Raw genomic sequence first — 24,626 nt, forward strand, 5'->3', positions numbered from 1 at the left:
TTTGCGTTGTCAGGCCGCCAGCGAGGCGATATCGATGACGAAGCGGTAGCGCACGTCGCTCTTGATGACGCGCTCGTAGGCTTCGTTGATGTCCTGGATGGCGATCTTCTCGATTTCGGAGACGATGTTATGCGCGCCGCAGAAATCGAGCATTTCCTGCGTTTCCTTGATCGAGCCGATCATTGAACCCGAAAGGCTCTTGCGGCCGGCGATGACGGAGAAGGCGTGGACAGGAACGGCATGTTCCGGAACGCCGACAAGCACCATGGAACCGTCGAACTTCAGGAGGTTGAGGTAGGCGTTCCAGTCGATCGCCGTGCCGACCGTGTTTATGATCAGGTCGAAGGTGCCGGCGAGCTTCTTGAAGGTCTCGGGATCGTTGGTAGCGTAATAGTCCTTGGCGCCGAGCTTCAGGCCGTCTTCCTTCTTCGACAGCGTCTGGCTGAGCACGGTGATGTCCGCGCCCATGGCGGCGCCGAGCTTGACGCCCATATGGCCGAGACCGCCCATGCCGACGATTGCGACCTTCTTGCCGGGGCCGGCTTTCCAGTGACGAAGCGGCGAATAGAGCGTGATGCCGGCGCAAAGCAGCGGCGCGCCGGCATCGAGCGGGATGTTGTCCGGGAAGGAAAGGACATAGCCTTCCTTGACGACGATCGAGTCGGAATAGCCACCATAGGTCGGCGTTTCGCCGTCTGCTTCGACGTCGTTGTAGGTCTGGGTGAGACCTGGCAAGAAATGCTCGTAATCGAGATCGCGTGTGGCACAGCCGATGCAGGAATTGACGAAGCAGCCGACGCCGACGCGGTCGCCGACCTTGAACTTCGTGACCTTCGAGCCGACAGCGGAAACCACACCGGCGACTTCGTGGCCCGGCACCATCGGGTAACGCGAATTGCCCCATTCGTTGCGGGCCTGGTGGATATCGGAATGGCAGACGCCGCAATACTGGACGGAAATGACGACATCATCGTCATTCGGTTCACGGCGTTCGAAGGTGAAGGGCGCCAGCGGTTTTGACGCGTCAGTGGCGGCATAGCCTTTTGCAATAGCCATCTGAATCTTCCTTTTGATTTGAGGAATTGGACGGCCGGACAATGCATCGAAACTGCAAAGAGGCGTTAGAGCGATCCTGCGAGCTTTTTGCACGATCCTGCAAATCCGCTATCCGCTAACAAAATGCTATTGTCGGCAGTTGCCGGTTCGGCGCTGTCATTCAAGTGCGCGCGCCGCGCTGCAGGAAGATGATTAGCGGACATTCACGTGTGAAAAACGTTGCCACGCAGATTGTCGGAAGATGCGCAACGCCTCCAACGAACCCGGCGCGACCGAAGCGGTTCCACGACCGATTGGAGTTGGTTGCTCTTCCCCTCAACCGTTTCTTTAACCGGCCCGAGCAGAGCTAGCAATCTTTCCGTTGTTGCCCCATCCAATGGCCGGCTATCGCGATGCAATCGCTGCACGCCGCATGCACTCATCACAAATGAAAATGCGGCAGTATCCAATGACGGAGTCAAATATTCCCCTTCAGCTCTGTGGTTCGCCAATTTCTATTGCGTGCCCATCCGGATCGTAAAAACGGAAGACCCGCTGTCCCCACGCTTGTTCTTCTACGGGATGGATCAACTCCACATGCGGCGCGATCTTTTCAAAGGCGGCATCGACATCGCCATGTTCGAAATACAAAATCCAGTTTCTTCGCCCGTAGGATTCGGCTCCGTCACGCGTCTGGCGCCAGACCGTTTGTTCAAGCGATCGTCCCTCATGGATGGCAAAGCCGGACTCGAAAAGGACAAAATTTCCGGCGTCCTCTATAATTTTCAGACCGAGCAGCTTGTTATAGAATTCCTTCGAGCGATTTATGTCGCGAACGAAAGGGATAGGATTGATGAAACGCATCATTTTCCTCTCGACAGGCTCAAATTCATTGCCGCAGGATATTGACCAAAGCGCGAGGTCCGCATGAGGCTTTTTGCAACTTGGCAGAATATGACGTTTCGCGAATGCCGCAAGTGCCGATCCCGACGCCGAACTGCCCCAGCGGTCCATTCCCGCAATGGCGGCTTCTCCTTTTTTCCTGAGACCTGATAATGCGACTTCGGGTTTGTAGGATGCGGTCATGAAGCTTAGATAAAGTGGATCTGTACCATCTTAGAACGAGTTATCCATGACATTGCCCTTCAACCCTTATCAGGAAATCGCGTCTATCGCAGCGCGCCATACGTCCGGAGAGGGCGAGTTCGCGACTGCCATCGGCAACCTGTTCCTGAGCCGCCGTTCAAAGCCGGCGGGACCCTTTCACTCGGCCTACCGCCCGTGCGTCGCTATGGTGCTGCAGGGCGCAAAGAGCGTCAGGCTCGGCACGGAAACGCTGAACTACGGCACCGGCGACTATCTTCTGACGTCACTCGACCTTCCGGTAGCGTGGCGCGTGACGGAGGCAAGCCCGGAGGCGCCCCATCTATGCTTCGCAATGGCAATCGATGCCGAAAGGGTTGCTGCCCTCCTGCGCCGTGTCGATATCCCGCGTCCGGCGGCGCATACCGACGGGCTGCGGGGCATGGCGGTCAACGCCGCGCCGCCGGAATTGCTGGACGCGGCCGTGCGACTGGTGCGCCTGCTTGACCGTCCAAAGGATATCGCTGCCATGGCACCGCTGATCGAGCAGGAAATCCTCTATCGCGTGCTGACCGGGCCTGCCGGCCCGCACCTCTTGAATATTGCGCTCGCAGAAAGCCAGAGCAACAGGATTGCCCGCGCCGTGGCATGGCTCAGGGAAAATTATGCGAGACCTTTAAGGATTGAAGCGCTCGCCGAGCTTGTTGGCATGAGCGTCTCTTCGTTCCATCATCATTTCAAATCGGTCACCGCGCTGACGCCGGTGCAGTTCCAGAAACAGCTCCGCCTGCACGAGGCGCGTCGCCTGATGCTGATCGAGCGGCTGGATGCCGGAATGGCCGGGCATCGCGTCGGATATCAAAGTCCATCGCAGTTCAGTCGGGAATACAGCCGTCTCTACGGCATCTCGCCTGCGCGTGACGTCGACGCAGAGCGATTGGCGACCGCTGCCGAATAAAGCGGCCCGCTGCAGAAAATCTTTGCTTCGCCTCTCGTCCCCTCTTGACGGGTGAGGCCGTCTGGGCCATAAGCATCCGCGAACCGTACCGTACGGTACGTACTTGGGGGCGCATATCGTGTCTGTCGAAACCTTGGAGCCCAGCGAATTTTCGCCGCGTCAGAACGCCGTTCTGGAGCAGGCGCTGCAGCTCCTTGTCGATGGCGGGGAGAAGGCGCTGACGACGTCGGGCGTGGCACGCGCTGCCAACTGCTCCAAGGAAAGCCTCTACAAATGGTTCGGCGACCGCGATGGTCTGCTGTCGGCGATGATCGCCTACCAGGCCAGCAAGGTGCGCACGTTCGAGCGCAATGGTGAGCGGCTGACGGCGGCGAGCCTACATGACCATGTCGTCCTCTTCGCACGCGACCTGCTGGAGGTTCTGGCCGGTGATGTTTCGCTGGCGCTGAACAGGCTGGCGATCGGCCAGTCGCATCGCGACGGCTCGAAGCTCGGCAAGCTCCTTCTGGAGCGCGGCCGCCGCCAGATCGACCGCCGCGCCATGGCGCTGATCGATGCGGGCAAGCGGGCAGGGCTACTGCGCTTTTATGATGCCGACGAGGCCTATCACACGCTTTACGGCCTGATCGTCTCTGACCTGCATGTGCGCATGCTGCTCGGCGAGCCGGGTCTCAAGGATACCGCGCGGCAGGCGGAGAGGGCGGTGACTGCTTTCCTCCGGCTCTACGCCACGGAGAAGGTTTTGGCGGAAATGCCGGCGCTGAGCTGAGTTCCGCTGTTCTACCATCAACACGACAAGCAAAAGGGAAGGAACTTCAAATGCGCGTCTATTACGATCGTGATGCCGATCTCAATCTCATCAAGTCCAAGAAGGTCGCCGTTATCGGCTACGGATCGCAGGGCCGCGCCCACGCGCTGAACCTAAAGGACAGCGGCGCCGGCAACGTCGTCATCGCGCTCAAGGCTGGTTCGCCGACCGTCAAGAAGGCCGAAGCCGATGGGTTCAAGGTCATGACGGTTGCAGAAGCCGCCAAGTGGGCCGACCTGATGATGATGGCGACGCCTGACGAACTGCAGGCCGACATCTACAAGTCGGAAATCGCTGCCAACATCCGCGACGGCGCTGCGATCGCTTTCGCACACGGCCTCAACGTCCACTTCGGCCTCATCGAGCCGAAGGCTTCTGTTGACGTCGTCATGATCGCGCCAAAGGGCCCGGGCCACACGGTTCGCGGCGAATACCAGAAGGGCGGCGGCGTACCCTGCCTCGTTGCTGTTCATCAGAACGCGTCCGGCAATGCGCTTGAACTCGCTCTCTCCTACGCCTGCGGCGTCGGCGGCGGCCGTTCGGGCATCATCGAGACCAACTTCCGCGAGGAGTGCGAAACCGACCTCTTCGGCGAACAGGTCGTTCTATGCGGCGGTCTCGTCGAGCTTATCCGCGCTGGTTTCGAAACGCTGGTTGAAGCCGGCTACGCTCCGGAAATGGCCTATTTCGAGTGCCTGCACGAAGTGAAGCTGATCGTCGACCTGATCTATGAAGGCGGCATTGCCAACATGAACTACTCGATCTCGAACACGGCCGAGTGGGGCGAATATGTCACCGGCCCGCGCATCATCACTGAAGAAACCAAGGCCGAAATGAAGCGCGTCCTGAAAGACATCCAGACCGGCAAGTTCACGTCGGAATGGATGCAGGAATACCGCGCCGGCGGCTCGCGCTTCAAGGGCATCCGTCGCGTCAACGACTCGCACCAGATCGAAGAAGTCGGTGCGAAGCTTCGCGGCATGATGCCGTGGATCGGCAAGAACAAGCTGGTCGACAAGAGCGTGAACTAAGCGCGTCCTGACTGCTGGAATTGGAAGGGCCGGGGCGGAAGCTCCGGCCCTTTCATTATTGTGCTCGCAGGTGAAGCCAGCGCGTCGGCCTTTGGTCGTAGCCGCTGCCATCGGCTTCATCGATGGTGATGTTCCGCCAGCCGCCGGCCATCAGCAATTCGGACAGATTGGCTGCCGAAATGTAGTTGTAATACCGGCCGAAGCCGTCGTGTCCCTCTGCCGTTCCCGCCTTGAAGCTTGCATGGAGCGCGCCGCCGTCCTTCAGCGCCCGGCGGATACGGGCTAGCACAGCGGGCAAGTCCTTTCGCGGCACATGCAGCAGGCTGGCCTCGGCCCAGACGCCGTCGAATTCGTTTTTGGCTTCCAACTCCTCGAAACGCATCACTTTCACGGGCTTGCCGATCAGTTTTTCAGCTTGCTTGGCCAGTTCCACCGAGCCATCCGTTGCGATCACGTCGAAGCCTTTGGAGAGCATATAGGCACTATCCTGTCCGCCGCCGCAACCGAGTTCGAGGATGCGGGCGCCGGAAGGTAGGGCGGAGAGAAACGCGTCGAGTCGCGCCGTCGGCAGCTTGCGGTTCCGCGAGGCATAGACGTCGGCGTTTTCGTCATAGAATGAGCGCGTCATCAAGCTTTCTCGAAATAAACGGTACGCTCCAAATCTTTGAAGTGAGCGTCCAGTGTTAAAATATCGGCATCGTGAAGCTCTGCCGTCGCATAGTCCCTGCGCTGCAGCCAGATTATAGACCAGCCGCACAACACCGGCGAACTGCCGCAACAGGCCGTCTTGTGTCAAGAGCCGCTCGATTTCCTTTGTCTCGCTATTCCTGTGCTTGCAGCTTTCGAATACAAGACCTCAAACTTGTCACCATGACAAGAAAATAGGTCAGCATTGTTGACATAAATGTCGCTGCGTGGTCTGGTTGCGACTATAGAAAATATGAGGAAATGCCCATGTTGAATTGGGAGAATATGTTTGCGACGCGATCGTCGCGTATGCGTGCATCGGAAATCCGCGAGCTGCTGAAGCTTCTCGATCAGCCGGACATTATTTCGTTTGCCGGCGGCATTCCGGATCCGGCGCTGTTTCCCGACAAGGAATTCCAGGCGGCCTATGCCGACATTTTCAATAGTGCGGCAGTCAGTTCGGCGCTGCAGTATTCGGTGAGCGAAGGTTACAAGCCGCTGCGTGAATGGCTGGTGAAGCAGATGGCGGCGCTCGATATCCCCTGCGAGCTCGACAACGTCTTCGTCGTTTCGGGTTCGCAGCAGGGCCTCGATTATCTTGGCAAGCTCTTCCTGTCGCCTAAGGATACGGCGCTCGTCACCTGGCCGACCTATCTCGGCGCGTTGCAGGCCTTCAATGCATACGAGCCGTCTTACGATCAGTTGACGCCGAATGGCAACCGCACACCGGATTCCTACCGCGCCACCGCCGCCCAGAACGGCGGCAAGGTGAAGTTCGCCTATCTCTCGGCAGACTTCTCGAACCCGACTGGCGAGACCGTCGATCGCGCGGGCCGTGAAAAGGTACTCGAACTTGCGGAAGAACTCGATATCGCCGTTATCGAAGATGCCGCCTATCAGTCGCTGCGTTATGACGGCGAGCCGATCCCGCCGATCCTGGCGCTGGAGATCGCCAGAAAGGGGCATATCGACTACACACGCACGATCTATTGCGGCAGCTTCTCGAAGACGCTGGCGCCCGGTCTTCGCGTAGGTTTCGTCGTCGCCAACGCGCCGGTTATCCGCAAGCTGGTGCTGATGAAGCAGGCTGCTGACCTGCATTCCTCGACGATCAACCAGATGGCGATCACCCAGGTCGCCGAGCGCGGCTTCGATGCGCAGGTCGCAAAAATCAAGGCGGCCTACAGCCACCGCCGCGACGCGATGCTGACCGCACTTGCCAAGCATATGCCAGCCGGTATCACCTGGACGAGGCCGGAAGGCGGCATGTTCATCTGGATCACGCTGCCGAAGGGCATGGACGGTGCGGCGCTGCTTGCCAAATCGATCGAGACCGCCAAGGTCGCCTTCGTTCCCGGCAGGGCCTTCTTTGCCGACGGCTCGGGCGAAAACACGATCCGCGTCAGTTTTTCCTGCGCCAACGACGTCATGATCGAGGAAGGCATCGCCCGCCTCGGCAAGCTGATCGCAACGGAAATCGGCGGCTGAGCACCGCCGATCCCTTAGAAGCCTATTTCTTGAGGTGCGGGGCGAACAATTCCATGTCCGCCTCACTCAGACGGTCGCTCGCCGTATTGAGCTGGTGCCAATAGGGATAGATCATCGGCGGCAGGCTGACGTCGTCGAGGCGCCCACGCTCCTCCTCCGTCAGCTTCAGTTCGGTAGCGGCGAGGTTGTCCTTGAACTGCGCTTCGGTGCGCCCGCCGATGATGACGGAGGTCACGGCCTTGCGGCCGATCAGCCAGGCAAGCGCAACCTGCGCGGCCGATACGCCTCGGTTCTCGGCGATCGCAACCAGCGTCTCGACGATATTCCAGAGGCGGTTTTCGTCGCGGATCGGTGGTTCTGTCCATCCGGCGAACTGACGGGTGCCTTCCGGAGCGGCCTGATTGCGGCGATGCTTGCCGGAGAGGAGACCACCCGCCAGCGGGCTCCAGACGAGAACCCCAAGCCCCTGATCGATGCTGACCGGCAGCAGCTCGTATTCGGCGTCGCGGGCTTCGAGCGTGTAGTGGATCTGCTGGCTTACGAAGCGCTGGCGCTTGTCCTTTTCGCTAATGCCGAGCGCCTTCATGATGTGCCAGCCTGAAAAGTTCGAGCAGCCGACATAGCGGACCTTGCCCTGGTGCACGAGCGTATCGAGGGCCTCCATCGTTTCTTCGAGCGGCGTCTGTCCGTCCCATTCGTGAAGCTGATAGAGATCGATGACATCGGTCTTCATGCGCTTGAGGCTTGCCTCGCAGGCCGCGATCAGGTGCTGGCGCGAGGAGCCCGCATCGTTCGGGCCGTCGCCCATCGGGAAGCGCGCCTTGGTGGCGATCAGCACGCCGTTCTTGCGCTTGCCGCCGAGGACTTCGCCAAGAATTTCCTCCGAGACGCCGGCCGAATAGACATCGGCGGTGTCGATCAGGTTGACGCCCGCATCGAGGCACAGATCGACAAGGCGGCGGGCTTCGGAAACGCCGAGATCGCCGACCATCTTCGCCCAGCCCATGCCGCCGAAGGTCATCGTGCCCATGGTCACGGTCGAAATCTTGAGGCCCGAGCGGCCAAGCAGACGATATTCCATTGCTCATCTCCCAAATTCAAAATCAAAAAAAGAAACGCGGGTGAGAAAATAGCGGGGTACCGTCACGGTCAAGTGCGGCTCGCGCCAGTATTCGCGGAGGTCCATAGCCGACTGTCACAATCATGTTATTCGGCCTCTCTATGGAATCGTCATGTTCATCATGAGGGAATTGCCATGAAGAAGTTCTCCATCTTTGCCGCATTGCTGGCTGCCGGTCTCGGTTCCGTTTCGGCTGAGGCTGCCAATCTCGTGCTTTATACCAGCCAGCCGAACGAGGACGCCCAGGCGACGGTCGATGGCTTCATGGCAGCAAATCCGGACGTCAAGGTCGACTGGGTGCGCGACGGCACGCCGAAGATCATGGCGAAGTTGCAGGCCGAGATCGAAGCCGGCCACCCGGCTGCCGACGTGCTTTTGATCGCCGATACGGTGACGCTGGAGCGTCTCAAGGAAGCCGGCAAGCTGCTCGCCTACAAGTCGCCGGAAGCCGCAAACTACGACGCCGCTCTCTATGATGCTGACGGCTACTACTATTCAACGAAGCTGATCACCACCGGCATCATGTACAATACCTCGGCCTCGATGAAGCCGGCGAGCTGGAAGGACCTGACGAAGCCTGAAGCCAAAGGCCTCGTTGCCATGCCGAGCCCGCTGACCTCGGGTGCCGCGCTCATCCACGCCCAGACGCTGGCTGCAGTCGAGGTCCTCGGCTGGGACTACTACAAGGCGCTTGCCGCAAACGGCGCCATAGCTGCCGGCGGCAACGGCGCTGTCCTGAAGTCGGTCGCCTCGGGCGAAAAGGCCTATGGCATGGTCGTCGACTATATGCCGATCCGCGAGAAGGCAAAGGGTGCACCCGTCGAGTTCGTCTTCCCGAAAGAGGGTGTTTCGGCCGTGACCGAGCCGGTCGGCATTCTGGCAAGCACCAAGAACGCAGAAGCGGCGAAAAATTTCGTCGATTACGTGCTTTCCGAAAAAGGTCAGGAAGGCTTCCTGAAGCTCGGCTATATTCCGGCTCGCAACGGTATGAAGCTGCCGGAAGGCTTCCCGGCACGCGACGGCATCAAGTTGCTGCCGATCAAGGCTGGCGAAGCGCTGAAGAATACCGATCAGGATCTGAGGACCTTCTCGGGCATCTACGGTTCGAACTGATCACAACCGGATACCCGATGCGGGGATATGTTCGTGCGGGAAGCAGCCAGCCGGCCTGGCTGTTTCCCTTCATTATTGTGGTGGTTCTGATCCTCAGCGTGCTGCCGTTGGCGCGGCTTGCCGTTGCAGGCATTGCCGCGTTGGCAAATGGCGGCGTGTCTGCCGTGCTTGCCGATCCCGCACTCTGGTCGGCCACCTATTACACGATCGTCACCGCCATTCTCGGCACTGTGATTTCACTCGTCATCGGCTGCGTTTTCGCATTTCTCCTGACACTGACGGACATCCGCGGGAAGGGGCTGTTGAGCTTCCTCTTCGTGCTGCCGATGATGATCCCGCCGCAAGTGACGGCTCTTGCCTGGGTGCAGATGTCCGGCCCGTCGAGTCCACTTCTCAAAGCGCTGCATATCGCGCCGCCCCTCGGCTCCCCGCAGCCGCTTTATTCGCACGGCGGTATTGCGCTGCTCTATGGCGTCCAGCACGCGCCCCTCGTCTACCTGGCGCTGAGGGCCGGGCTGATGGCGCTGCCGCGCGACGGCGTCGAGGCCGCGCGGCTTTCCGGCGCATCCAGCTTTCGTGTCTTTCGCGATATCGTCCTGCCACTGTCACTGCCCGGTGTCGTTGCGGGTGCGGCGATCTCGTTTGTCTCCTGCACCGGCAATTTCGGCATCCCGGCGATCCTCGGCATTCCTGCCTCGATCTACACCTTACCGACGCTGATCTTCTCGAAGTTCTCGGCCTTCACCAGCCGCACATTCGGCGAAGTCGCACTGCTGTCGGCCATCATCGCGATTATCTCCGTCGCCGGGCTTGCGATCCAGGATCGGACCTTGCGCGGCAGAGACTATCGCGTGCTTGGCCTTTCGGGTGCGACTGCCACCTTCGATCTCGGCGACTGGAAATATCTGCTTGCGCCGCTGCTTTGGGTCATCTTGTTCTTCATGCTGGCAGCACCGTTCTTCGCGCTGCTCGCCGGCGCGTTAGTGCCGGCCTATGGCGTGCCGCTGACCTTCAAGACCATGTCCTTCAACGCTTTTCATGAAATCGTCTTTCGCCAGGCGGTGACGCGCACGGCCTTCGTCAATTCGCTTTTTCTTGCGGCCGGAACGGCTACGTGTCTCCTGCTGGTGACTGTTCTGTCGGCCTATGCGTTGACGCGGCGCAGAGATGCGATTTCGCACGCCGTATCAAGTTTGATCGAGATACCCTATTCGCTGCCGGGCATCGTCATCGCCGTTTGCTTCATCCTCGTCTTCGCCGCGCCGCTGCCGGTTCTCAACGTCACGCTCTACGGCACGATCTGGATCATCCTGATCGCTTACCTCTCCAGCTTCTTTGCTGTCAGCTTGAAGCCGGTCGTCAGCGCATTCCATCAGCTCGATCCGGCGCTGGAGGAGGCGGCGCGGCTTTCCGGCGCGGGCTTCTTCCGCCGGCTGAGGGATATCATCGTGCCGCTGATTGCGCCTGCGGCTGGCGCTTCCGTCATCCTCGTCTTTCTAATTGCCTGCAACGAACTGACGATTTCGGCGCTGCTCTGGTCTGCGGGCACCCAGACGCTTGGCGTGGCGATCTACAATCTCGATGACAGCGGCAGTTCGGATCTGGCGTCTGCGCTTTCCGTGCTTATCGTCCTGATGGTCATCGTCATGATGCTGCTTCTGGAATTGCTGGCAAAGCAGCTGCCCAAGGGAGTGGTGCCATGGCGAAGCTGATCCTCAATCATGTCGGTAAGGATTTTGGCACTGGAAAACCAGCGGTGAGCGCGCTTTCGCTCGATGTGCGCGAAGGTGGATTCCTGGCGCTGCTTGGTCCCTCCGGCTGCGGCAAGACGACGGTGCTGCGAATGATTGCAGGTTTCGAGACGCCGACCGACGGCTCGATCCATCTCGGCGAGCGGCTGCTTGCCGACGCGGCGCAATCCTTGCCGCCCGAGCGCCGCAACATGGCGATGGTCTTCCAGTCCTACGCGCTCTGGCCGCATATGAATGTCGCCGACAATGTCGGTTATCCGCTGAAGGTACGCGGCATTGCGGGCGAAGCCTATCGCCGGAAGGTGCGGGACGCCCTTTCGACGGTGCGGCTTGCGGAATATGCCGAGCGGCGTCCAGCCGACCTCTCCGGCGGCCAGCGCCAGCGCGTGGCGCTGGCGCGCTGCCTGGTGACATCGCCAGATGTGGTTCTGCTCGACGAGCCGCTCGCCAATCTCGACCGGCACCTGAAGCAGGAGATGGAAGAGAGTTTCCGCGAGTTTCACCTGCGTTCCGGCGCCACCATGATCTATGTGACGCATGACCAGAGTGAGGCCATGGCGCTTGCAACGGACGTCGCGGTGATGTCGGAGGGCCACCTGCTGCAGATCGCGCCGCCTGCCGAGATATATGCACGCCCGGAAGGCCGGATGGTCGGCGGACTGATCGGGCGAGGGGCGATCCTGACTCTGCGGTCGCCTGGCGGTGATAAGCGAAATTTCGATTGGAATGCCCTGCAGGCAATCATTTTAGATCAATCGGACGAGGGGCCGCAGATCGATATGCTCGTGCGCCCGGAAGACGTCCTGCTCGGCGGCGAGGGCATTCCAGCCATTGTGGAATCGGTTCTCTATGAAGGCGAGCGTTATGCGCTGAAACTCGCCCTGGCGGACGGCCAGATGCTGCGCGCCTTCAGCCGCACGGCGGTGCAGGCGGGCGATGCGCCGAAGATTGCGATCCGTTCGGCATGGCGGCTCTGATTTCCGTCTCGCTGCCTTCCCGAATGCCTCTTTCGTCTCTACAAATGACGTAACGCCAACCGGAAATGTTCGATGTCGCTTCGCATTGCCACATTCAACGTCGAAAATCTGATGACGCGTTTCGATTTCACCGGTTTTCGCAACCAACTGCGCCAGGACCGCGTCATCAAGCTTTTTGAGATACAGAGCGAAGGCGTCTATCAGCAGCTCGAGCAAGCGCGGGTCGTCGCCTCGACCGACGATACACGTCAGATGACGGCGCTTGCGATCGCCGATGCCGATGCGGACATTCTCTGCCTGCAGGAAATCGACAGCATGGGGGCGCTGCAGGCCTTCGAGTACGGATATCTTTTCCGGATGGTGGGAACCGGCTACCGGCAGAAGTATCTGGTCAAGGGTAATGACAGCCGGGGCATCGATGTCGCAGTCCTCATGCGCGAGGAAACGCACGACGGCCAGAAGATCGAACTGAAGGAGATCAAGAGCCACGCGATGCTCACCTATCGCGATCTCGATCTGTTCAACGATCAATTGGCGCTCACCAATCGCATCGACGACAAGATCTTCAAGCGCGACTGCCTGGAACTCGATCTCGCGATCGGCGGTGTGCCGCTGACCCTTTATGTCGTGCATTTCAAGTCGATGGATGGGCCGCGCACCAACGGCGTCAGCAGCCGGCAGGCAACCATGCCCGTCCGTCGGGCGGAGACGCTGGCCGTGCGCCGGATTGTCGAGAGCCGTTTCGGCGCCGGACATACCGCCAGAAAGAATTTCGTGATCTGCGGCGACATGAACGACTACCAGGAGCGTGTCAACGTCATCGGTGTGCGTCGCAGCGGATACCGTTTCGAACACACCGACGAGACCGAAAGCGCGCTCGACGTGTTCAGCCATGACGGTTTTGCCGAAAATGTCGCGCGCCGCCGCGATCCGCTCGACCGCTGGACGCTCTATCACGCGCGGGGACCGCAAGAGCAGTGGCTTTGCCAGCTCGACTATCTCTGGCTCTCGCCGGCGCTTGCGAAAGCGAACGCCGGCAAAGTGCCGGAGATCATCCGCAACGGTCAGCCCTTCCGCACGATCTTTCCGCCCGGCCAGGAAGTCGAGCGCTATCCGCGCACCGGCTGGGATCGGCCGAAAGCCTCCGACCATTGCCCCGTCGTCATGACACTGGATTTGACATGAGTCTTGCATTTTCAGATGATCTTACCGGCTGGCCGCCGGAGAAGACTGTTTTTCCTGTCGCCTCGATCGACCTTCGCGTGCTGGCGGGCGAGCATCCTTATCATCTGCAAAATGCGGTACTCGCGGGCGAGAACTGGAAGCGCGAGATATCGGCCAAACCGGAGCTTTTCGATGGTCGTATGGTGTTTCAGCATCAGCTTGCCTTGAACGATGGCGGTATAGCGGGCAGGGGCCACATCATTCCCTTCTCCACCTTTCTGTGGTGGCGCAAGCAGGCCGAGCGCCGCGGCGGCATCCACCTTTTTGCCTTCGGCATCATGGTCTCGTCAGATGGCGCGATCATCGCCGTGCGCATGGGCGCACACACGGCAAATGCCGGTCAGGTCTATTGCGCCGCCGGCTCGTTGGACCTTGACGATATCGCCGGCGACCGTTGCGATGTAGAGAGCAATATGCGGCGCGAAGTGCTCGAGGAGACAGGCATGGAACTTCGCGATGCAACACCGGATACGACCTACTACGCCAGCCATTTCCGCCGCACGGTCACGGTGTTCCGGCTGTTTCGTTTCGGCCTCGCTGCGGACGAAATGATTGAGCGGATCGCGGCTCATATGCTCGTTGCCGAGGACAAGGAAATTGCTGGAGCGGTTGCGATCCGTTCTGCCGATCACTCCGCCCATCCCTATAACGTCGCCATGCTTCCGATCATCGATTGGTATTTCGCTAATACAAACGAAGGCTAATATCTTGCACTCGTTTCGCCGGTCGGGCAGGTTGCACGTTCTATGACTGATTAAGGAGGCCGATGTGGCGCGCAGCTACAGCGTCTATGACGTGTTCACCGACCGCAAACTCGCCGGAAATCCGTTGGCCGTCATCTTCGACGGCGACGATCTGAGCGAGGAGGCTATGCAATCGATAGCCCGCGAGATTAATCTCTCCGAGACAGTCTTTGTACGCCCCTCGGCAAATCCAGCCTATACAGCCAAGCTCCGGATTTTCACGCCAGGCCGCGAACTGCCCTTCGCCGGCCACCCGACCGTCGGCACGGCGATTGCCCTTGCCGAAGAGGCGCACGGCCGTGAGATGACGCTCGATCTCGTCTCCGTATTGGAGGAAAATGTCGGGCCGGTGCGCTGCGCGGTCCGGCTGCGGAAGGGCGAGGTAAGCTTTGCCGAATTCGATCTTCCGCGGAAATCGCAGCAGATCAATATGCCGCTCGAAAAGCTCGGCATCGCCAATGCGCTGTCGCTTAAGGTGACGGAGATTGGTTTTGAGAATCACGTGCCCTCGATCTGGAGCGCCGGCGTTCCGTTCCTGCTGGTGCCGGTCCACGATGTCGGGGTTGCAAAACGGCTGGAATTCGATCCGCAGCTCTTTGAACAGACCGTGCCCTTCGTCGACGGTTCGCTGGCCTCGGCCTATATTTACTGCCGCGCCGGCGTGAACCATTCGGCGAAGTTCCACGCGCGCATGTTTGCAAGCGACATGGGGATGTCCGAGGATCCTGCAACCGGCTCCGCCGTCGCGGCGCTTTCAGGGGCGATCCACCATTTCGACCGGCTGCCGGATGGTCATCATCCGATCACGATTGAACAGGGGGTGGAGATGGGGCGGCCATCCTTCATCCACCTGCATGTCGACGTCGAGGCCGGCACCATCTCCAATGCCCGGATCGGCGGGCAGGCGGTGCGCCTTGCCACGGGTACGCTCGACCTTTGATTTCATTCCCATTTCAGCCATGCAGAAAAATCTTCGAAATTAATCAAAGAATTTTCCGCAGGGTGCTGGACAAGGCCTGAGATCCTGTTTATACGCCCCGTCACACCGCGCAGCCAAGCGCGAACGGGTGATTAGCTCAGTTGGTAGAGCAGCTGACTCTTAATCAGCGGGTCGTAGGTTCGAGCCCTACATCACCCACCAAAAACCTCTTGAAATCGTTGATAAATTCACAATTGTCCGGCGTTTCCGGAGGAACTGATTTCCAACAAATTGAAAACGGTTCCAATTCACGTTCCGTTCCTGTTCTTGAAAGCGGCCGGCTCGATCTCGCTCCATCGGGCCTCCATCAGCTTCATGGTGTCCTTCGCCAAACTCCTCAGAGCGACCTCCCTCCCGTAATGCTGAACCATCTGCGCAGACATGTTGCAGATCGCCCCGACCTGGGGTGCAGCCCACCTCCAGGAGGTTGATCACTGCGTTCTTGTGCAATCCGTGGAAGACGATGCTGCTCTCGCGGAAACGCTTGAACGCGTCTTCGTTCAAGTGGCCAACCTCGAAATCGCGCTCATGGCACTGCGGCAAGTCGACGATCGGCGGCAACTTCGGTGCGAATGTCTGCTCCGAAGAAGCGCGCTGCGCCCGACCGCGCATGAGGGTTGCAGCCTGAACTTTGCGAGCGACCATCGAGCCGAGGCCGTCGGCGCCAACCATGTGGCCGGCTGCAAGCGTCCTGATGCGGTCGTCCGCATCCTTCAAGACGACGCCACGCACCCGCCCGTCGGCGTCGACGTTCAGATCTTGTACGGCAACATCATGAAGGATCGTTGCGCCAGCGTCATGAGCCGCATCCACGAGCACGCGATCGAGCACTGTGCGGCGCGGAGCGATCAGCCCTGGAATCCTCTGATCCGGCCGGATGGCGATCGCAACCTCTTCTTCGCCGTAATGGAAGGTGGTGGAGGTGATCACGGGAGCTCCGCCGTCGATCAACGGCTCGAGCAGACCCCAGCGCGATAGTTGCATGACTGCGGGCCTCATCAATGCGTGGGTCGAGAGCGTGTCGCTGCCATAACCCTGACGGTCGACCGCAAGCACGCGCATGCCGTCCTTGGCAAACAGCAGGGCCGCAGCCGCGCCGGCGCAGCGCGCGCCGACGATGATGACATCATAGTACGGTTTGAATGCCGGAACGTGCAGCATGATTACCCCTCATGCGTCCCTTGGCCGCGCTGGTCGAGAAATGCGCAAATGCATTTTGAAAGCTCGAGGGCGTCCGATGCGACGCCGCCGATGAAATTAGAATCGCTCTTGCGCAGCAGGCGAAACCCCAGGGCGTAAAGGCCGGGAATAGCTGTCACACCGTCCCAATGGGCGATTTCGCCATCGGGGCCGAGCGCCGCGAGCTTCAGCCAGGGATAGGTTCGTCGATAGCCTGTCGCCCACACGATGGTGTTGATATTGCCGGCCGCCAGAGACAGTCGGCGCGACCCGGCCCGCGACAGATCGACCGGCTCGATAAAGGCATGGGAAGCCCGGCGGTCGAGACCGGCAAAGGCATCAATCCTTGCGAGAAGGTCTCGCTGCTTGACTTCGGCTGACGCGACGCTGGAAGCGAGATCATCCGCGAATGTAATAGCGTTCCCTTTGACCGCTGCCGATGGCCCTGCAGGGTTGCCAGATCTATGTCGGCACGATCCGCACGGCCGGTTAGCTGCAGCGACGGTTGACGTCTGCTAGCCTCCGGATTCGCCAGGTCGCGGGTTCGCTCTGCGAGCACGCCCATTCGATCAAGCCACCAGAAAATATCGCGCCCGCGTCAGGTGCGTGGCAGCCGCGTATGTCGGCCGACCGCCAGGGTCACGTCATGCCCGCTGCGTCGATGTTGATCGGCGATCTGAACGCCGGAGGACGACGCACCGACCACGAGTACGCCCCCGTCGGCTATGGCGCGCGGCGAACGATAAGCACTGGAATGCAAGTTTGTCACAAGCGGATTGATGGCACGGGCGATGTCCGGAAGATTGGGCAGATCGCACTGACCGGTTGCCACGACAACGACCTGCGCGCCAAATGCCTCGATCGGCTTCTATCCGGAATCCGGCTGCTCCATGCGTTAGCGAAGTGACGGCAGTCTGCTCCATCACCGGCGCGCCGAAGGCAGCGGCATAGTCGCGCAAGCGCGCGACGTGGTCGTCCCGCAGCATGAACCCATCAAGGTCGTCGCCTTCATAGGGAGCATCAGGCAGCAGGTTCATCCAGTTTGGCGTGAGCAGCCGCAGCGAATCCCGGGCATGGCTTTGCCAACGACCGCCGATCGTGCCGCGTTCGAAGACAAGATGCTCTATACCGCAGTTGAAAAGGCAACGGCTCATTGCAAGCCCAGCCTGGCCACCGCCGAGATAGCGACATCGGTCGCATACATGTTCGTCCTCCTTGGTGAGGGCGATCCGGCGTTGGGCGGCCGGATCGCATGAGGAATAACGAGCGCTACTGCACCGGGGCCATGCCGACCGAGACGGGAACGCCGTTGGCCAGGACGTCGAATACCGCCGACCGCGCCTGCGCCTGATCCAGGATCAGCTGCATCTTTTCTGCGGGCGCGTCGCCTTCGATCTCGAAGCGGATCGCAATGTTCTGGTAGCCGTTGCGGACCTCGTCCGATATGCCGAGTATGCCGCGCAGATCGATGCCACCGGCAGCGTAGGAGCGCACCTTCGTAAGCTTCACGCCACGGGTCGCCGCGATATTGGCTATGCCAGCGGTCAGGCAGGTGGCGAGCGCGTGGAGCAGCCATTCGACGGGCGTCGGGCCGCTATCGGCGCCGCAGAGCACCGTCGGATGATCGCCATCGGCGGCATAAGACTTGATATGCTTGCTCGGCGCCGGCACCGAAAAAGCCTTGCATTTCACTGCGGTTGTGGGTGCCCTCGATCCAGTCGTTGCGGGCACGGAACTGGAATGTGGCCAAGTCCGGCTGGCCCACAACGAAGTTGATGGTGCTGAAGAGGGTCGGCGTGTCGACGCCGCTGAGTGGTGGACGCGGCGCCCTGGTCTGCAGGTTCATGGTGTTTCTCCCTTATTCGGTTGGAAAACGCGGGATTTCTTCCCGGTTTGACACCAACTGATTTTAAGGGAGAGCGTTTGAACCACAGTTGGAGCCACAGTTGAATCGAATAAGGTGCTGGAAAAATTGGGCGGGAGATTTCGACCGTCTGCGCGATCCGGATTTCACCCGGCCGCAGCACGGGGCAGTCGAGTTTCGGCAACGTCGCTCCAAGCGTCTCCTCGAAGGGTATCAGTTGCGCCGTGCGGACCGCTTCAAAATTTGCGCAGTAAAGCGTGAAAGGCCAATTTCGGCGCGACACCGTTAACCGGCGATTTGAATGTGCGCTCGGCCGCTGCCATCTTCGAACACGCGGCATTGTCCTGTCGTCGGGATACGTCCTTCAGGAACGGCGACGCCTGCAATGTTTCGACTGTGAATTCAATGAAGACGAACCCGATCAGGTGGTGGCCCGCGACCAACCCAATGGCGTAGTTCAATTCCGTCAACCGACGAACGCCCGTTCGACGACATAAGTGGCCGGCGCATGGTTGGCGCCTTCGACGAGGCCGAAGGATTCAAGAACCGTCTTGCTGTCCTTCAGCATCTCCATCGAGCCGCAGATCATGGCGCGGTCCTGTCGCGGATCGAAGAGCGGCAGGCCGGTTTCGCTAAAGAAAGCTCCGCTGCGGATGAGATCGGTGACGCGGCCCATGCGGGGGAAGGCTTCGCGTGTCGTCGTCGTGTGGAGGCGTAGTTTCCCGCTTGCTGCTTCGCCAATCAGCGGATCGTGCTTAAGCCCGTCCACCAGTTCGGTGATGTAGGTGAGTTCGGCGACTTCTCGGCAGGTCTGCACGAGGATCACTTCCTCGAATTTCTCATAGGTTTCCGGATCGCGGATAAGGCTCGCGAATGGCGCGACGCCGGTTCCGGTCGAGAAGAGGTAGAGCCGCTTGCCCGGCAGCAGGGCGTCAAGCACCAGCGTGCCGGTCGGTTTCTTGCGCATCAGCACCGTGTCCCCGGGGATGATGTTCTGCAGGTGTTCGGTGAACGGCCCGCCCCGCACTTTGATCGAAAGGAATTCGATCTCCTCGTCCCAAGAGGGGCTGGCCATCGAATATGCGCGGAACATCGGCTTTGGCACATTCGGGAGGCCGATCATGACGAATTCGCCAGATCGGAAGCGAAAGCTCGCGGGCCTGGTGATGCGGAAATGGAACAGCCGGTCGGTATAGTGCTTCACCGCCGTCACGGTCTGTGCAAAGACGTCTGCCGGGGTTGGAAACTTCAGCCTATCGGCGTCCTGCTTCTCTCCCGCACCCGTTTTGCCGGTTGATTGCGTGATCATCCCGTTTTCCCATTCCATCTCGGCAATAATTTGTTTGTGTACGAATGAAATGGAAATCCGAAACTGCGCTTTTGTCAATAAAGGATTTGGGCTCGACAGAAATTTCCGGCGAAGTTAACATTCGTGTGCAAATTGGATCGCCGAACCGTGCCGCAGATAAAATCCGCCCGGATCCGGCGTGCAATAAATAAGGGAAGGGGACGAAAATGGCTGATGTAGCGGGCGGAAACGAAAAAGCTGGCAGGCTAGTCATCAAGAATATCGGCCTGATCCTCTCCGGCAAGATCGAGCAGCCGATCCTCGACGGCGACTGCATCGTTTGCGACGACGGGATTATCACCGCTGTAGGTTATGAGAAGGACATCGACACGGAAGGCGCCAAGACGATCGTCGACGCCAGGGCGACGACGGTCGCCCCGGGGCTCATCGACAGCCACGTCCATCCGGTGATCGGCGACTACACACCGCGCCAGCAGCAACTGAACTGGATCGACTCGACGCTCAACGGCGGCGTGACGACGATGATCTCGGCTGGCGAAGTGCACGCGCCCGGCCGTCCGCGCGACATCGTCGGCCTCAAAGCGCATGCGATTGCCTCGCAGCGGTTCTACGAAAATTTCCGCCCCTCGGGGGTCAAGGTCCATGCCGGTGCGCCGGTGATCGAGACGGGCATGGTCGAGCAGGATTTCAAGGATCTGGCGGAGGCCGGCGTCAAGCTGCTCGGCGAAGTCGGTCTTGGCAGCGTCAAGGACGCGGCCAATGCCAAGCAGATGGTGGCCTGGGCCCGCAAATACGGCATCCAGAGCACAATCCACACCGGCGGTCCTTCGATTCCCGGCTCGGGTCTGATCGACAAGGATGTGGTGCTGGAGGCGGACACCGACGTGGTCGGCCATCTGAACGGCGGGCATACGGCGCTGCCGGACGACCAGATCGTCTGCATCTGCGAGCGCTGCATGCGGGGTCTCGAGATCGTTCACAATGGCAACGAGCGTGCGGCGCTGCTAACGGTCAACACGGCGCGTGAACTCAAGAAGCTCGATCAGGTCATTCTCGGCACGGATGGACCAGCGGGTTCCGGCGTGCAGCCGCTCGGCATCCTACGCATGGTGTCGCTGGTCGCCAGTCTTTCTGACACGCCGGCGGAGGTAGCCTTCTGTTTTGCCACCGGCAATACGGCCCGCCAGCGCAATCTCGACTGCGGCATCATCGAGCCCGGCAGGACGGCCGACTTCGTCATCATGGACCGGGCCCAGCATGCGCCGGGCGCGACCCTCCTCGAGTCCGTGAAGCTCGGCAATCTGCCGGGGATCGGCATGACGGTCATCGACGGCGTGATCCGGACGCAGCGAAGCCGCAACACGCCGCCGGCCACGGCGCTGCCAGAGATCGTCTTCGGCCGGTATGCCCGGTATGGGGGCTGACGCAGCTCTTGCCGCGCCATCCGGGCGTACTTAGATGGTTGTAACGCTTTGAACCGGCGCTTGGTTATTGAAAGTAGGTGACTTGCCTTCAGCAATCCGGGCAGACACGTCCAAGTTGGCCAGCCTGTCGAGGCTCTCTGGTCTAGAGCTGGATAGGCGGGTTTCCGCCTGCACCGAACCTTAACTTTTTAAAATCGTTTACATTCATGATTTTGGGCAGATTGGACCAAAATCACCATGATCTAGCGCAGTCCGTCCTTGCCTTCGATCTCGTCCGCCTTCAGGCCGCCGACGCGGGCAAAAGGCCGGCCGCTGTCTGTGACGGCGACGGCGACCATGATCTCGTCGGCGCGCGGGGAATCATTGAGGCTTACCTCCATGCCGTCGAAATGCGAGCGGACGAAGGCTGCATCCTTGTGGCCGAGGGGAATGTCGAGGGCCTGGCCGGGGCCGCCACGCTTCTTCGAAGACGGGACCAGGGCCGCGCCTTTCTCGACGGCGGCGCGAAGCGGCTTGCCCATGGCGGGATGCAGCAGGGCGGCGGCATGTTCCAGCTCGCCGTTCTCGCCGACCATGGCTGCCTTGCCGTAGCTCTGGGTCTTGGAGGGCTCAATGCCCAGTGCCGCAACACATTTTTCCCCCAGCAGACCGCCGAGTTCGGCGCCGATATCGATCAGCGGCGTCAGGTCCTCGACATAGCGTCCGGCAAAGGGGTTGCGGATAACCGCGACCGCGGCCGCCTTGCGGGTCGGCGGCGAAACCGTCCGGCCCATTTCAGAATGGGTTTCCTCGAGAAAAACGGCGAGTTTACGGATTTCGGCTTTCATCTCAGTCCATCCTCTCCCTTGATGTCTTCTGCTTTCAGTCCACCGACGCGGGCGTGAATGCGCCCGCCGGTGGTCATTACCAGCGCGAGCACGATCTCGTTAGCGCGCGGCGCGTCGGCAAGGCCGACCTCCATGGCATCGAAATGGCTGCGGACATACGACGCGTTGATGTGGGTTACCGGAACGTCGAGCCGCGTGCCGGCGCCGCCGACTTTCTTCGTCGAGGGCACGATCGCCTTAGCGTTGCCCAATGCCTCGCGCATGGCATAGCCGCCCGGCACATGCCACAGGGCGCCATGCTCCAGTTCGCCGGCCTGACCGACAATCGCGCCCTTGCCATAGCCCTCGATCGCGTCCGCGTCACCGCCGAGCGCTTCTATCAGCCGCCTCGCCATGTCGAGGCCGAGAGGCTCCAGATCCTTCATGAAGCCTTGAATATCCTCATGATAGGCGCCTGCGAACGGATTTTCGATAACGGCAAGCACGGCGCCGCGCTTCAGCGGCTTTGCCCGTGGCGTGCCGCCTTCATGGCGGATTTCCTCCACCGCTGTAAGGATTTTCCTGATCCTTGGTTCGGCCATGGCTGACGTGCTCCGTTGCGTTGATTGTGATTCCGGTGGAATCCTGATCGCTCGCCATTGCCAGGCGCCCCCGATCTTGAAGAAAAAGCGCGGCTCTTTCGATGAAACCGAGCGCTATGAAGCGTTCAGCTTCCGCGACGCCGCGTGACAGGGCTTCCTCGACCTCGTTGGATGAAAGCCTGCCGCAATTGCGCACGACGAGCCTTGTTCCGAGATCGCTATCGTCGCAGACATCGACGGCGCGGACGCGTTCGATTGCTGGATGGCCGGGGAGATCGACGGCATTGGCGATGAGCGTGGCGGCGGCATCCGCCCCGGCCGCGGTGCGGGCGATGACGGTGACGGATTCGGCAATGCCGAGCGAGAGGCTGCGGCCCCCCCTTCCGCTGGTGGCGATACCGCGGCTCTGGCAGGCGGCCTTCAGCTCGAAATGGCCAAGCGAAACGTTGTCTAGCCGCGCGATGCGGACGCGAAAGGAGGCGTCACCGCAGAGATGGACAGCGATGTCGCCGCCATTGTTGACGTAGATCCGGGCCGGTCTTTCGACCGGTGAGAAAGCCGCAACCATTGAATCTAGAATTTCCTCCGCGACGGCGCCGGCAACGGCGGCCATCGCGGTGATGAAGCGGTATCGCGAAAGCAGCTTCACCGCCGCGACCATCCGTCTGGCAACGCTTCCGCGCGGATTGGACATGTCCGGATCCGCTTCGGCGCGCAGCAGCGGCAGCTCCGACGTCAGCTCCTCGAGCACCGTTTCGAACCTCGCCTTTGCGGCGTCGAAGGCACGGGCGCGCATTTCTGCCGCGTCGCAACGCAGGCGACCGCCGTCATCGGCGCCGATGACGAGGTCGATCGGGCCGTGCTGCAGATGCAGCCTGCCACCCGATCCGTCCTGATCCGGCAAGTATCTCGCCTGAGGACCCAAGGTCGTCACTCCGTCGCTATCCGTGTCATGCCTGCCACTTGAAGTTCTGGCTTTCGGTCGGCCAGGGTACGTCCTGGCGCTGGGCGACCTTGCGTTCCGCCACCTTCAGCGCCTCCTCGATTGGTACGACCGCTTCCATGTGGCCGCCGAGCGCACGGTAGTCGTCAAGGCGCATCGTGAATTCGATCGGCGCGACGAGTGCGGGGGTCGGCACGTAGCCGAAGGAATTCGCCGGCATCTGCGTCACGTCTGCCATCACCGTAATGCCGCCGCCGGGCCAGACATAGGCCGGCGCGCCGCCGCAGGATACGTAGGTCAGCGCCTCCTTGACCGAGCGGGTGAGCTGCACCGGATTGCGCGTGACCCCTGCGCGCAGGCTGCCTCCGGCGCCGCCCATGAACAGCACCGAGCAGACGGCCGGCTCGCAATTTTCGGCGATCTGCTCGACCGACAAGCGGATATCCTCCGGCAGGTTCGTCTGGAGCACGGGCGTGAGGTTTTCGTCGAGAATGTAGTAGCCGCATTGCTCGCCTGTAGTGGATACCATCAAAAGGCGCAGGCCGGGATAGGCGGTCTTGGGGTCAAACGCGCCGAGGATCGAGAGCGGATCGGAAATGTTGGTGCCGCCCCAGCCGGTGCCGGGCTCTGCCACCTGGAAATAGCGACCAGGGGTTGAACGGCGGCCCTTGATCCTGATGCCGGTTGCCGGGACGTTTAGCACGCGGCCCGCCTGGTGTTCGGAAAGAACGCCGGTGATGTGGTCGTCGACCACGACGACCTCGTCCACGTGCTGGGCCCATTGCTTGGCGAACATGCCGATGGTCGCCGAGCCGCAGCCAACGCGCATTCGCTGTTCCTCGACACCGTTGATGATCGGTGCCGTACCCGCCTTGACCACGATCCCCGCGCCGCCGTCGATCGTCATCTCCACGGCCTCGCCGTTGCAGAGCCGCAGAAGTGCGTCGCAGGTGACGCGGCCTTCCTTCTTGGTTCCGCCGGTCAGGTGATGGACACCGCCGAGCGAGAGCATCTGCGAGCCATACTCGCCGGTCGTGACATGGCCAACCGGCTCGCCTTCGACGCGCACGGCAGAAGTTTCGGGGCCGAGATAGCGGTCGGTGTCGATCTTCACCTTGGCGCCGCAATAGCTGAAGATGCCTTCGGTAACGACGGTCACCATGTCGATGCCGCGTTCCTGCTGCGAGACGATGAAAGGGGCGGGCTTGTAGTCCGGATAGGTGGTGCCGGCGCCGACGGCGGTGACGAAGGAGCGCTTCGCCTGCACAAGATCGCCGTCCCAGTCCTTGTCTTCGGCGCCCGGCAGGAAGGAAACGAGCTGGCCGCCATTGTCCTTCCGGTTCTCGATGATCGTCAGGGGATCGACGCGAATGAGGTCGCCGCCGACATTGGCGTAGCGGTCGCAGGCGCCGGATCTGCCCTCTGAAATGTAGCACATCACGGGGCAAGCATCGCAGCGGATCTTGCCGTCTAGTGTGCTTTCGATCGTTTGTTTGACCATT

At 60.7% G+C, this 24,626-nt stretch carries 26 protein-coding genes, 1 tRNA gene and 1 pseudogene; 13 read left to right on the forward strand and 15 right to left on the reverse strand.

The genetic code is table 11. The features are described 5' to 3' along the window. Positions 1-9: 9 nt before the first annotated feature. Positions 10-1,056, reverse strand: a complete 1,047-nt coding sequence (locus tag BLP23_RS13270; protein WP_092585297.1) for an NAD(P)-dependent alcohol dehydrogenase — start codon at positions 1,054-1,056, stop codon at positions 10-12. Between the two features lie 471 nt (positions 1,057-1,527). Beyond that, positions 1,528-1,899, reverse strand: coding sequence for a VOC family protein (locus tag BLP23_RS13275; RefSeq protein ID WP_092585578.1), 372 nt, complete (start codon positions 1,897-1,899; stop codon positions 1,528-1,530). 268 nt (positions 1,900-2,167) lie between these two features. Here BLP23_RS13275 and BLP23_RS13280 point away from each other — a divergent pair, with 268 nt between their 5' ends. From BLP23_RS13280 to ilvC, 3 genes are all read left to right on the forward strand, one after another. Beyond that, a complete protein-coding gene (locus BLP23_RS13280; protein WP_092585298.1) occupies positions 2,168-3,076 on the forward strand; it encodes an AraC family transcriptional regulator in 909 nt (302 codons plus the stop codon). Between the two features lie 103 nt (positions 3,077-3,179). Then, entirely contained in the window at positions 3,180-3,845 is a 666-nt protein-coding gene (locus BLP23_RS13285; RefSeq protein ID WP_208603146.1) for a TetR/AcrR family transcriptional regulator, read from the forward strand. Between the two features lie 50 nt (positions 3,846-3,895). Beyond that, complete coding sequence (gene ilvC / locus BLP23_RS13290; protein WP_022714456.1) at positions 3,896-4,915, forward strand: ketol-acid reductoisomerase; 1,020 nt, start codon at positions 3,896-3,898, stop codon at positions 4,913-4,915. Positions 4,916-4,970: 55 nt separating this feature from the next. Here ilvC and BLP23_RS13295 read toward each other — a convergent pair whose 3' ends face one another. Together BLP23_RS13295 and BLP23_RS35105 are read right to left on the reverse strand one after the other, a co-directional pair. Beyond that, positions 4,971-5,543: a class I SAM-dependent methyltransferase gene (locus tag BLP23_RS13295; protein ID WP_092585300.1), complete on the reverse strand. Its 573-nt coding sequence runs from the start codon at positions 5,541-5,543 to the stop codon at positions 4,971-4,973. Further along, positions 5,543-5,635: pseudogene (locus BLP23_RS35105) on the reverse strand (type II toxin-antitoxin system VapC family toxin); the annotation flags it as partial. The gene BLP23_RS13295 and the pseudogene BLP23_RS35105, both read right to left, overlap by 1 nt. Before the next feature lie 234 nt (positions 5,636-5,869). Between BLP23_RS35105 and BLP23_RS13305 the strand changes: the two are divergent. Then, positions 5,870-7,090: an aminotransferase-like domain-containing protein gene (locus BLP23_RS13305; RefSeq protein WP_092585301.1), complete on the forward strand. Its 1,221-nt coding sequence runs from the start codon at positions 5,870-5,872 to the stop codon at positions 7,088-7,090. 22 nt (positions 7,091-7,112) lie between these two features. Here BLP23_RS13305 and BLP23_RS13310 read toward each other — a convergent pair whose 3' ends face one another. Then, the gene (locus tag BLP23_RS13310; RefSeq protein WP_092585302.1) at positions 7,113-8,171 is read right to left on the reverse strand and encodes an aldo/keto reductase; all 1,059 of its coding nucleotides are present in this window, start codon (positions 8,169-8,171) and stop codon (positions 7,113-7,115) included. A 174-nt stretch (positions 8,172-8,345) separates the two neighbouring features. On the opposite strand from BLP23_RS13310, the gene BLP23_RS13315 reads away from it, so the two are divergent. The 7 genes from BLP23_RS13315 to BLP23_RS13345 all read left to right on the forward strand — a co-directional run bounded on the left by BLP23_RS13315 (position 8,346) and on the right by BLP23_RS13345 (position 15,159). Continuing rightward, positions 8,346-9,323 carry an ABC transporter substrate-binding protein gene (locus tag BLP23_RS13315; protein ID WP_092585303.1) on the forward strand — a complete coding sequence of 326 codons (978 nt, stop codon included), beginning with the start codon at positions 8,346-8,348 and terminating at the stop codon, positions 9,321-9,323. 17 nt (positions 9,324-9,340) lie between these two features. Further along, positions 9,341-11,035 carry an ABC transporter permease gene (locus BLP23_RS13320; protein WP_092585304.1) on the forward strand — a complete coding sequence of 565 codons (1,695 nt, stop codon included), beginning with the start codon at positions 9,341-9,343 and terminating at the stop codon, positions 11,033-11,035. Beyond that, complete coding sequence (locus BLP23_RS13325; RefSeq protein ID WP_092585305.1) at positions 11,023-12,051, forward strand: ABC transporter ATP-binding protein; 1,029 nt, start codon at positions 11,023-11,025, stop codon at positions 12,049-12,051. The genes BLP23_RS13320 and BLP23_RS13325 overlap by 13 nt, the downstream gene beginning before the upstream one ends. Positions 12,052-12,123: 72 nt before the next feature. Next, complete coding sequence (locus BLP23_RS13330; RefSeq protein ID WP_092585306.1) at positions 12,124-13,236, forward strand: endonuclease/exonuclease/phosphatase family protein; 1,113 nt, start codon at positions 12,124-12,126, stop codon at positions 13,234-13,236. After that, positions 13,233-13,979, forward strand: a complete 747-nt coding sequence (locus BLP23_RS13335; RefSeq protein ID WP_092585307.1) for an NUDIX hydrolase — start codon at positions 13,233-13,235, stop codon at positions 13,977-13,979. Before BLP23_RS13330 ends, BLP23_RS13335 begins: the two co-directional genes overlap by 4 nt. A gap of 64 nt (positions 13,980-14,043) precedes the next feature. Continuing rightward, positions 14,044-14,958: a PhzF family phenazine biosynthesis protein gene (locus BLP23_RS13340; RefSeq protein ID WP_092585308.1), complete on the forward strand. Its 915-nt coding sequence runs from the start codon at positions 14,044-14,046 to the stop codon at positions 14,956-14,958. A 125-nt stretch (positions 14,959-15,083) separates the two neighbouring features. Further along, positions 15,084-15,159, forward strand: a tRNA-Lys gene (locus BLP23_RS13345). Here the strand turns inward: BLP23_RS13345 and BLP23_RS33115 are convergent. The 3 genes from BLP23_RS33115 to BLP23_RS35270 all read right to left on the reverse strand — a co-directional run bounded on the left by BLP23_RS33115 (position 15,145) and on the right by BLP23_RS35270 (position 17,008). Next, positions 15,145-16,158 carry an NAD(P)/FAD-dependent oxidoreductase gene (locus BLP23_RS33115; RefSeq protein WP_208603147.1) on the reverse strand — a complete coding sequence of 338 codons (1,014 nt, stop codon included), beginning with the start codon at positions 16,156-16,158 and terminating at the stop codon, positions 15,145-15,147. The two genes, BLP23_RS13345 and BLP23_RS33115, sit on opposite strands and share 15 nt — an antisense overlap. A 2-nt stretch (positions 16,159-16,160) precedes the next feature. Continuing rightward, complete coding sequence (locus tag BLP23_RS33120; protein ID WP_139187057.1) at positions 16,161-16,403, reverse strand: hypothetical protein; 243 nt, start codon at positions 16,401-16,403, stop codon at positions 16,161-16,163. A gap of 371 nt (positions 16,404-16,774) precedes the next feature. Then, positions 16,775-17,008, reverse strand: coding sequence for an NAD(P)-binding domain-containing protein (locus tag BLP23_RS35270; protein ID WP_167363882.1), 234 nt, complete (start codon positions 17,006-17,008; stop codon positions 16,775-16,777). Between the two features lie 241 nt (positions 17,009-17,249). On the opposite strand from BLP23_RS35270, the gene BLP23_RS33125 reads away from it, so the two are divergent. Beyond that, positions 17,250-17,432 carry a hypothetical protein gene (locus BLP23_RS33125; protein ID WP_139187058.1) on the forward strand — a complete coding sequence of 61 codons (183 nt, stop codon included), beginning with the start codon at positions 17,250-17,252 and terminating at the stop codon, positions 17,430-17,432. 13 nt (positions 17,433-17,445) lie between these two features. Here the strand turns inward: BLP23_RS33125 and BLP23_RS13375 are convergent, their stop codons facing one another. The 3 genes from BLP23_RS13375 to BLP23_RS13385 all read right to left on the reverse strand — a co-directional run bounded on the left by BLP23_RS13375 (position 17,446) and on the right by BLP23_RS13385 (position 19,349). Beyond that, positions 17,446-17,847, reverse strand: coding sequence for an OsmC family protein (locus BLP23_RS13375; RefSeq protein WP_208603148.1), 402 nt, complete (start codon positions 17,845-17,847; stop codon positions 17,446-17,448). 429 nt (positions 17,848-18,276) lie between these two features. Further along, complete coding sequence (locus BLP23_RS33680; RefSeq protein ID WP_092585312.1) at positions 18,277-18,510, reverse strand: hypothetical protein; 234 nt, start codon at positions 18,508-18,510, stop codon at positions 18,277-18,279. After that, positions 18,507-19,349, reverse strand: coding sequence for a ferredoxin--NADP reductase (locus BLP23_RS13385; RefSeq protein ID WP_092585313.1), 843 nt, complete (start codon positions 19,347-19,349; stop codon positions 18,507-18,509). Before BLP23_RS13385 ends, BLP23_RS33680 begins: the two co-directional genes overlap by 4 nt. Before the next feature lie 206 nt (positions 19,350-19,555). Between BLP23_RS13385 and BLP23_RS13390 the strand changes: the two genes are divergently transcribed. Then, complete coding sequence (locus BLP23_RS13390) at positions 19,556-20,773, forward strand: amidohydrolase family protein (protein ID WP_092585314.1); 1,218 nt, start codon at positions 19,556-19,558, stop codon at positions 20,771-20,773. Between the two features lie 242 nt (positions 20,774-21,015). Here the strand turns inward: BLP23_RS13390 and BLP23_RS13395 are convergent, their stop codons facing one another. From BLP23_RS13395 to BLP23_RS13410, 4 genes are read right to left on the reverse strand one after another with little or no spacing between them, the layout of a single operon-like run. Then, positions 21,016-21,600, reverse strand: a complete 585-nt coding sequence (locus BLP23_RS13395; RefSeq protein WP_092585315.1) for an amino acid synthesis family protein — start codon at positions 21,598-21,600, stop codon at positions 21,016-21,018. Continuing rightward, complete coding sequence (locus tag BLP23_RS13400) at positions 21,597-22,181, reverse strand: amino acid synthesis family protein (RefSeq protein ID WP_092585316.1); 585 nt, start codon at positions 22,179-22,181, stop codon at positions 21,597-21,599. The genes BLP23_RS13395 and BLP23_RS13400 overlap by 4 nt, the downstream gene beginning before the upstream one ends. Then, on the reverse strand, positions 22,126-23,085 hold the full coding sequence (locus BLP23_RS13405) for a UPF0280 family protein (RefSeq protein WP_167363883.1): 960 nt from the start codon (positions 23,083-23,085) through the stop codon (positions 22,126-22,128). Before BLP23_RS13405 ends, BLP23_RS13400 begins: the two co-directional genes overlap by 56 nt. 46 nt (positions 23,086-23,131) lie before the next feature. Continuing rightward, on the reverse strand, positions 23,132-24,625 hold the full coding sequence (locus BLP23_RS13410) for a 6-hydroxynicotinate reductase (RefSeq protein WP_092585318.1): 1,494 nt from the start codon (positions 24,623-24,625) through the stop codon (positions 23,132-23,134). Between the last annotated feature and the right edge of the window lies 1 nt (position 24,626).

The organism is Rhizobium mongolense subsp. loessense (genome assembly GCF_900099775.1).
Taxonomy (GTDB): domain Bacteria; phylum Pseudomonadota; class Alphaproteobacteria; order Rhizobiales; family Rhizobiaceae; genus Rhizobium; species Rhizobium loessense.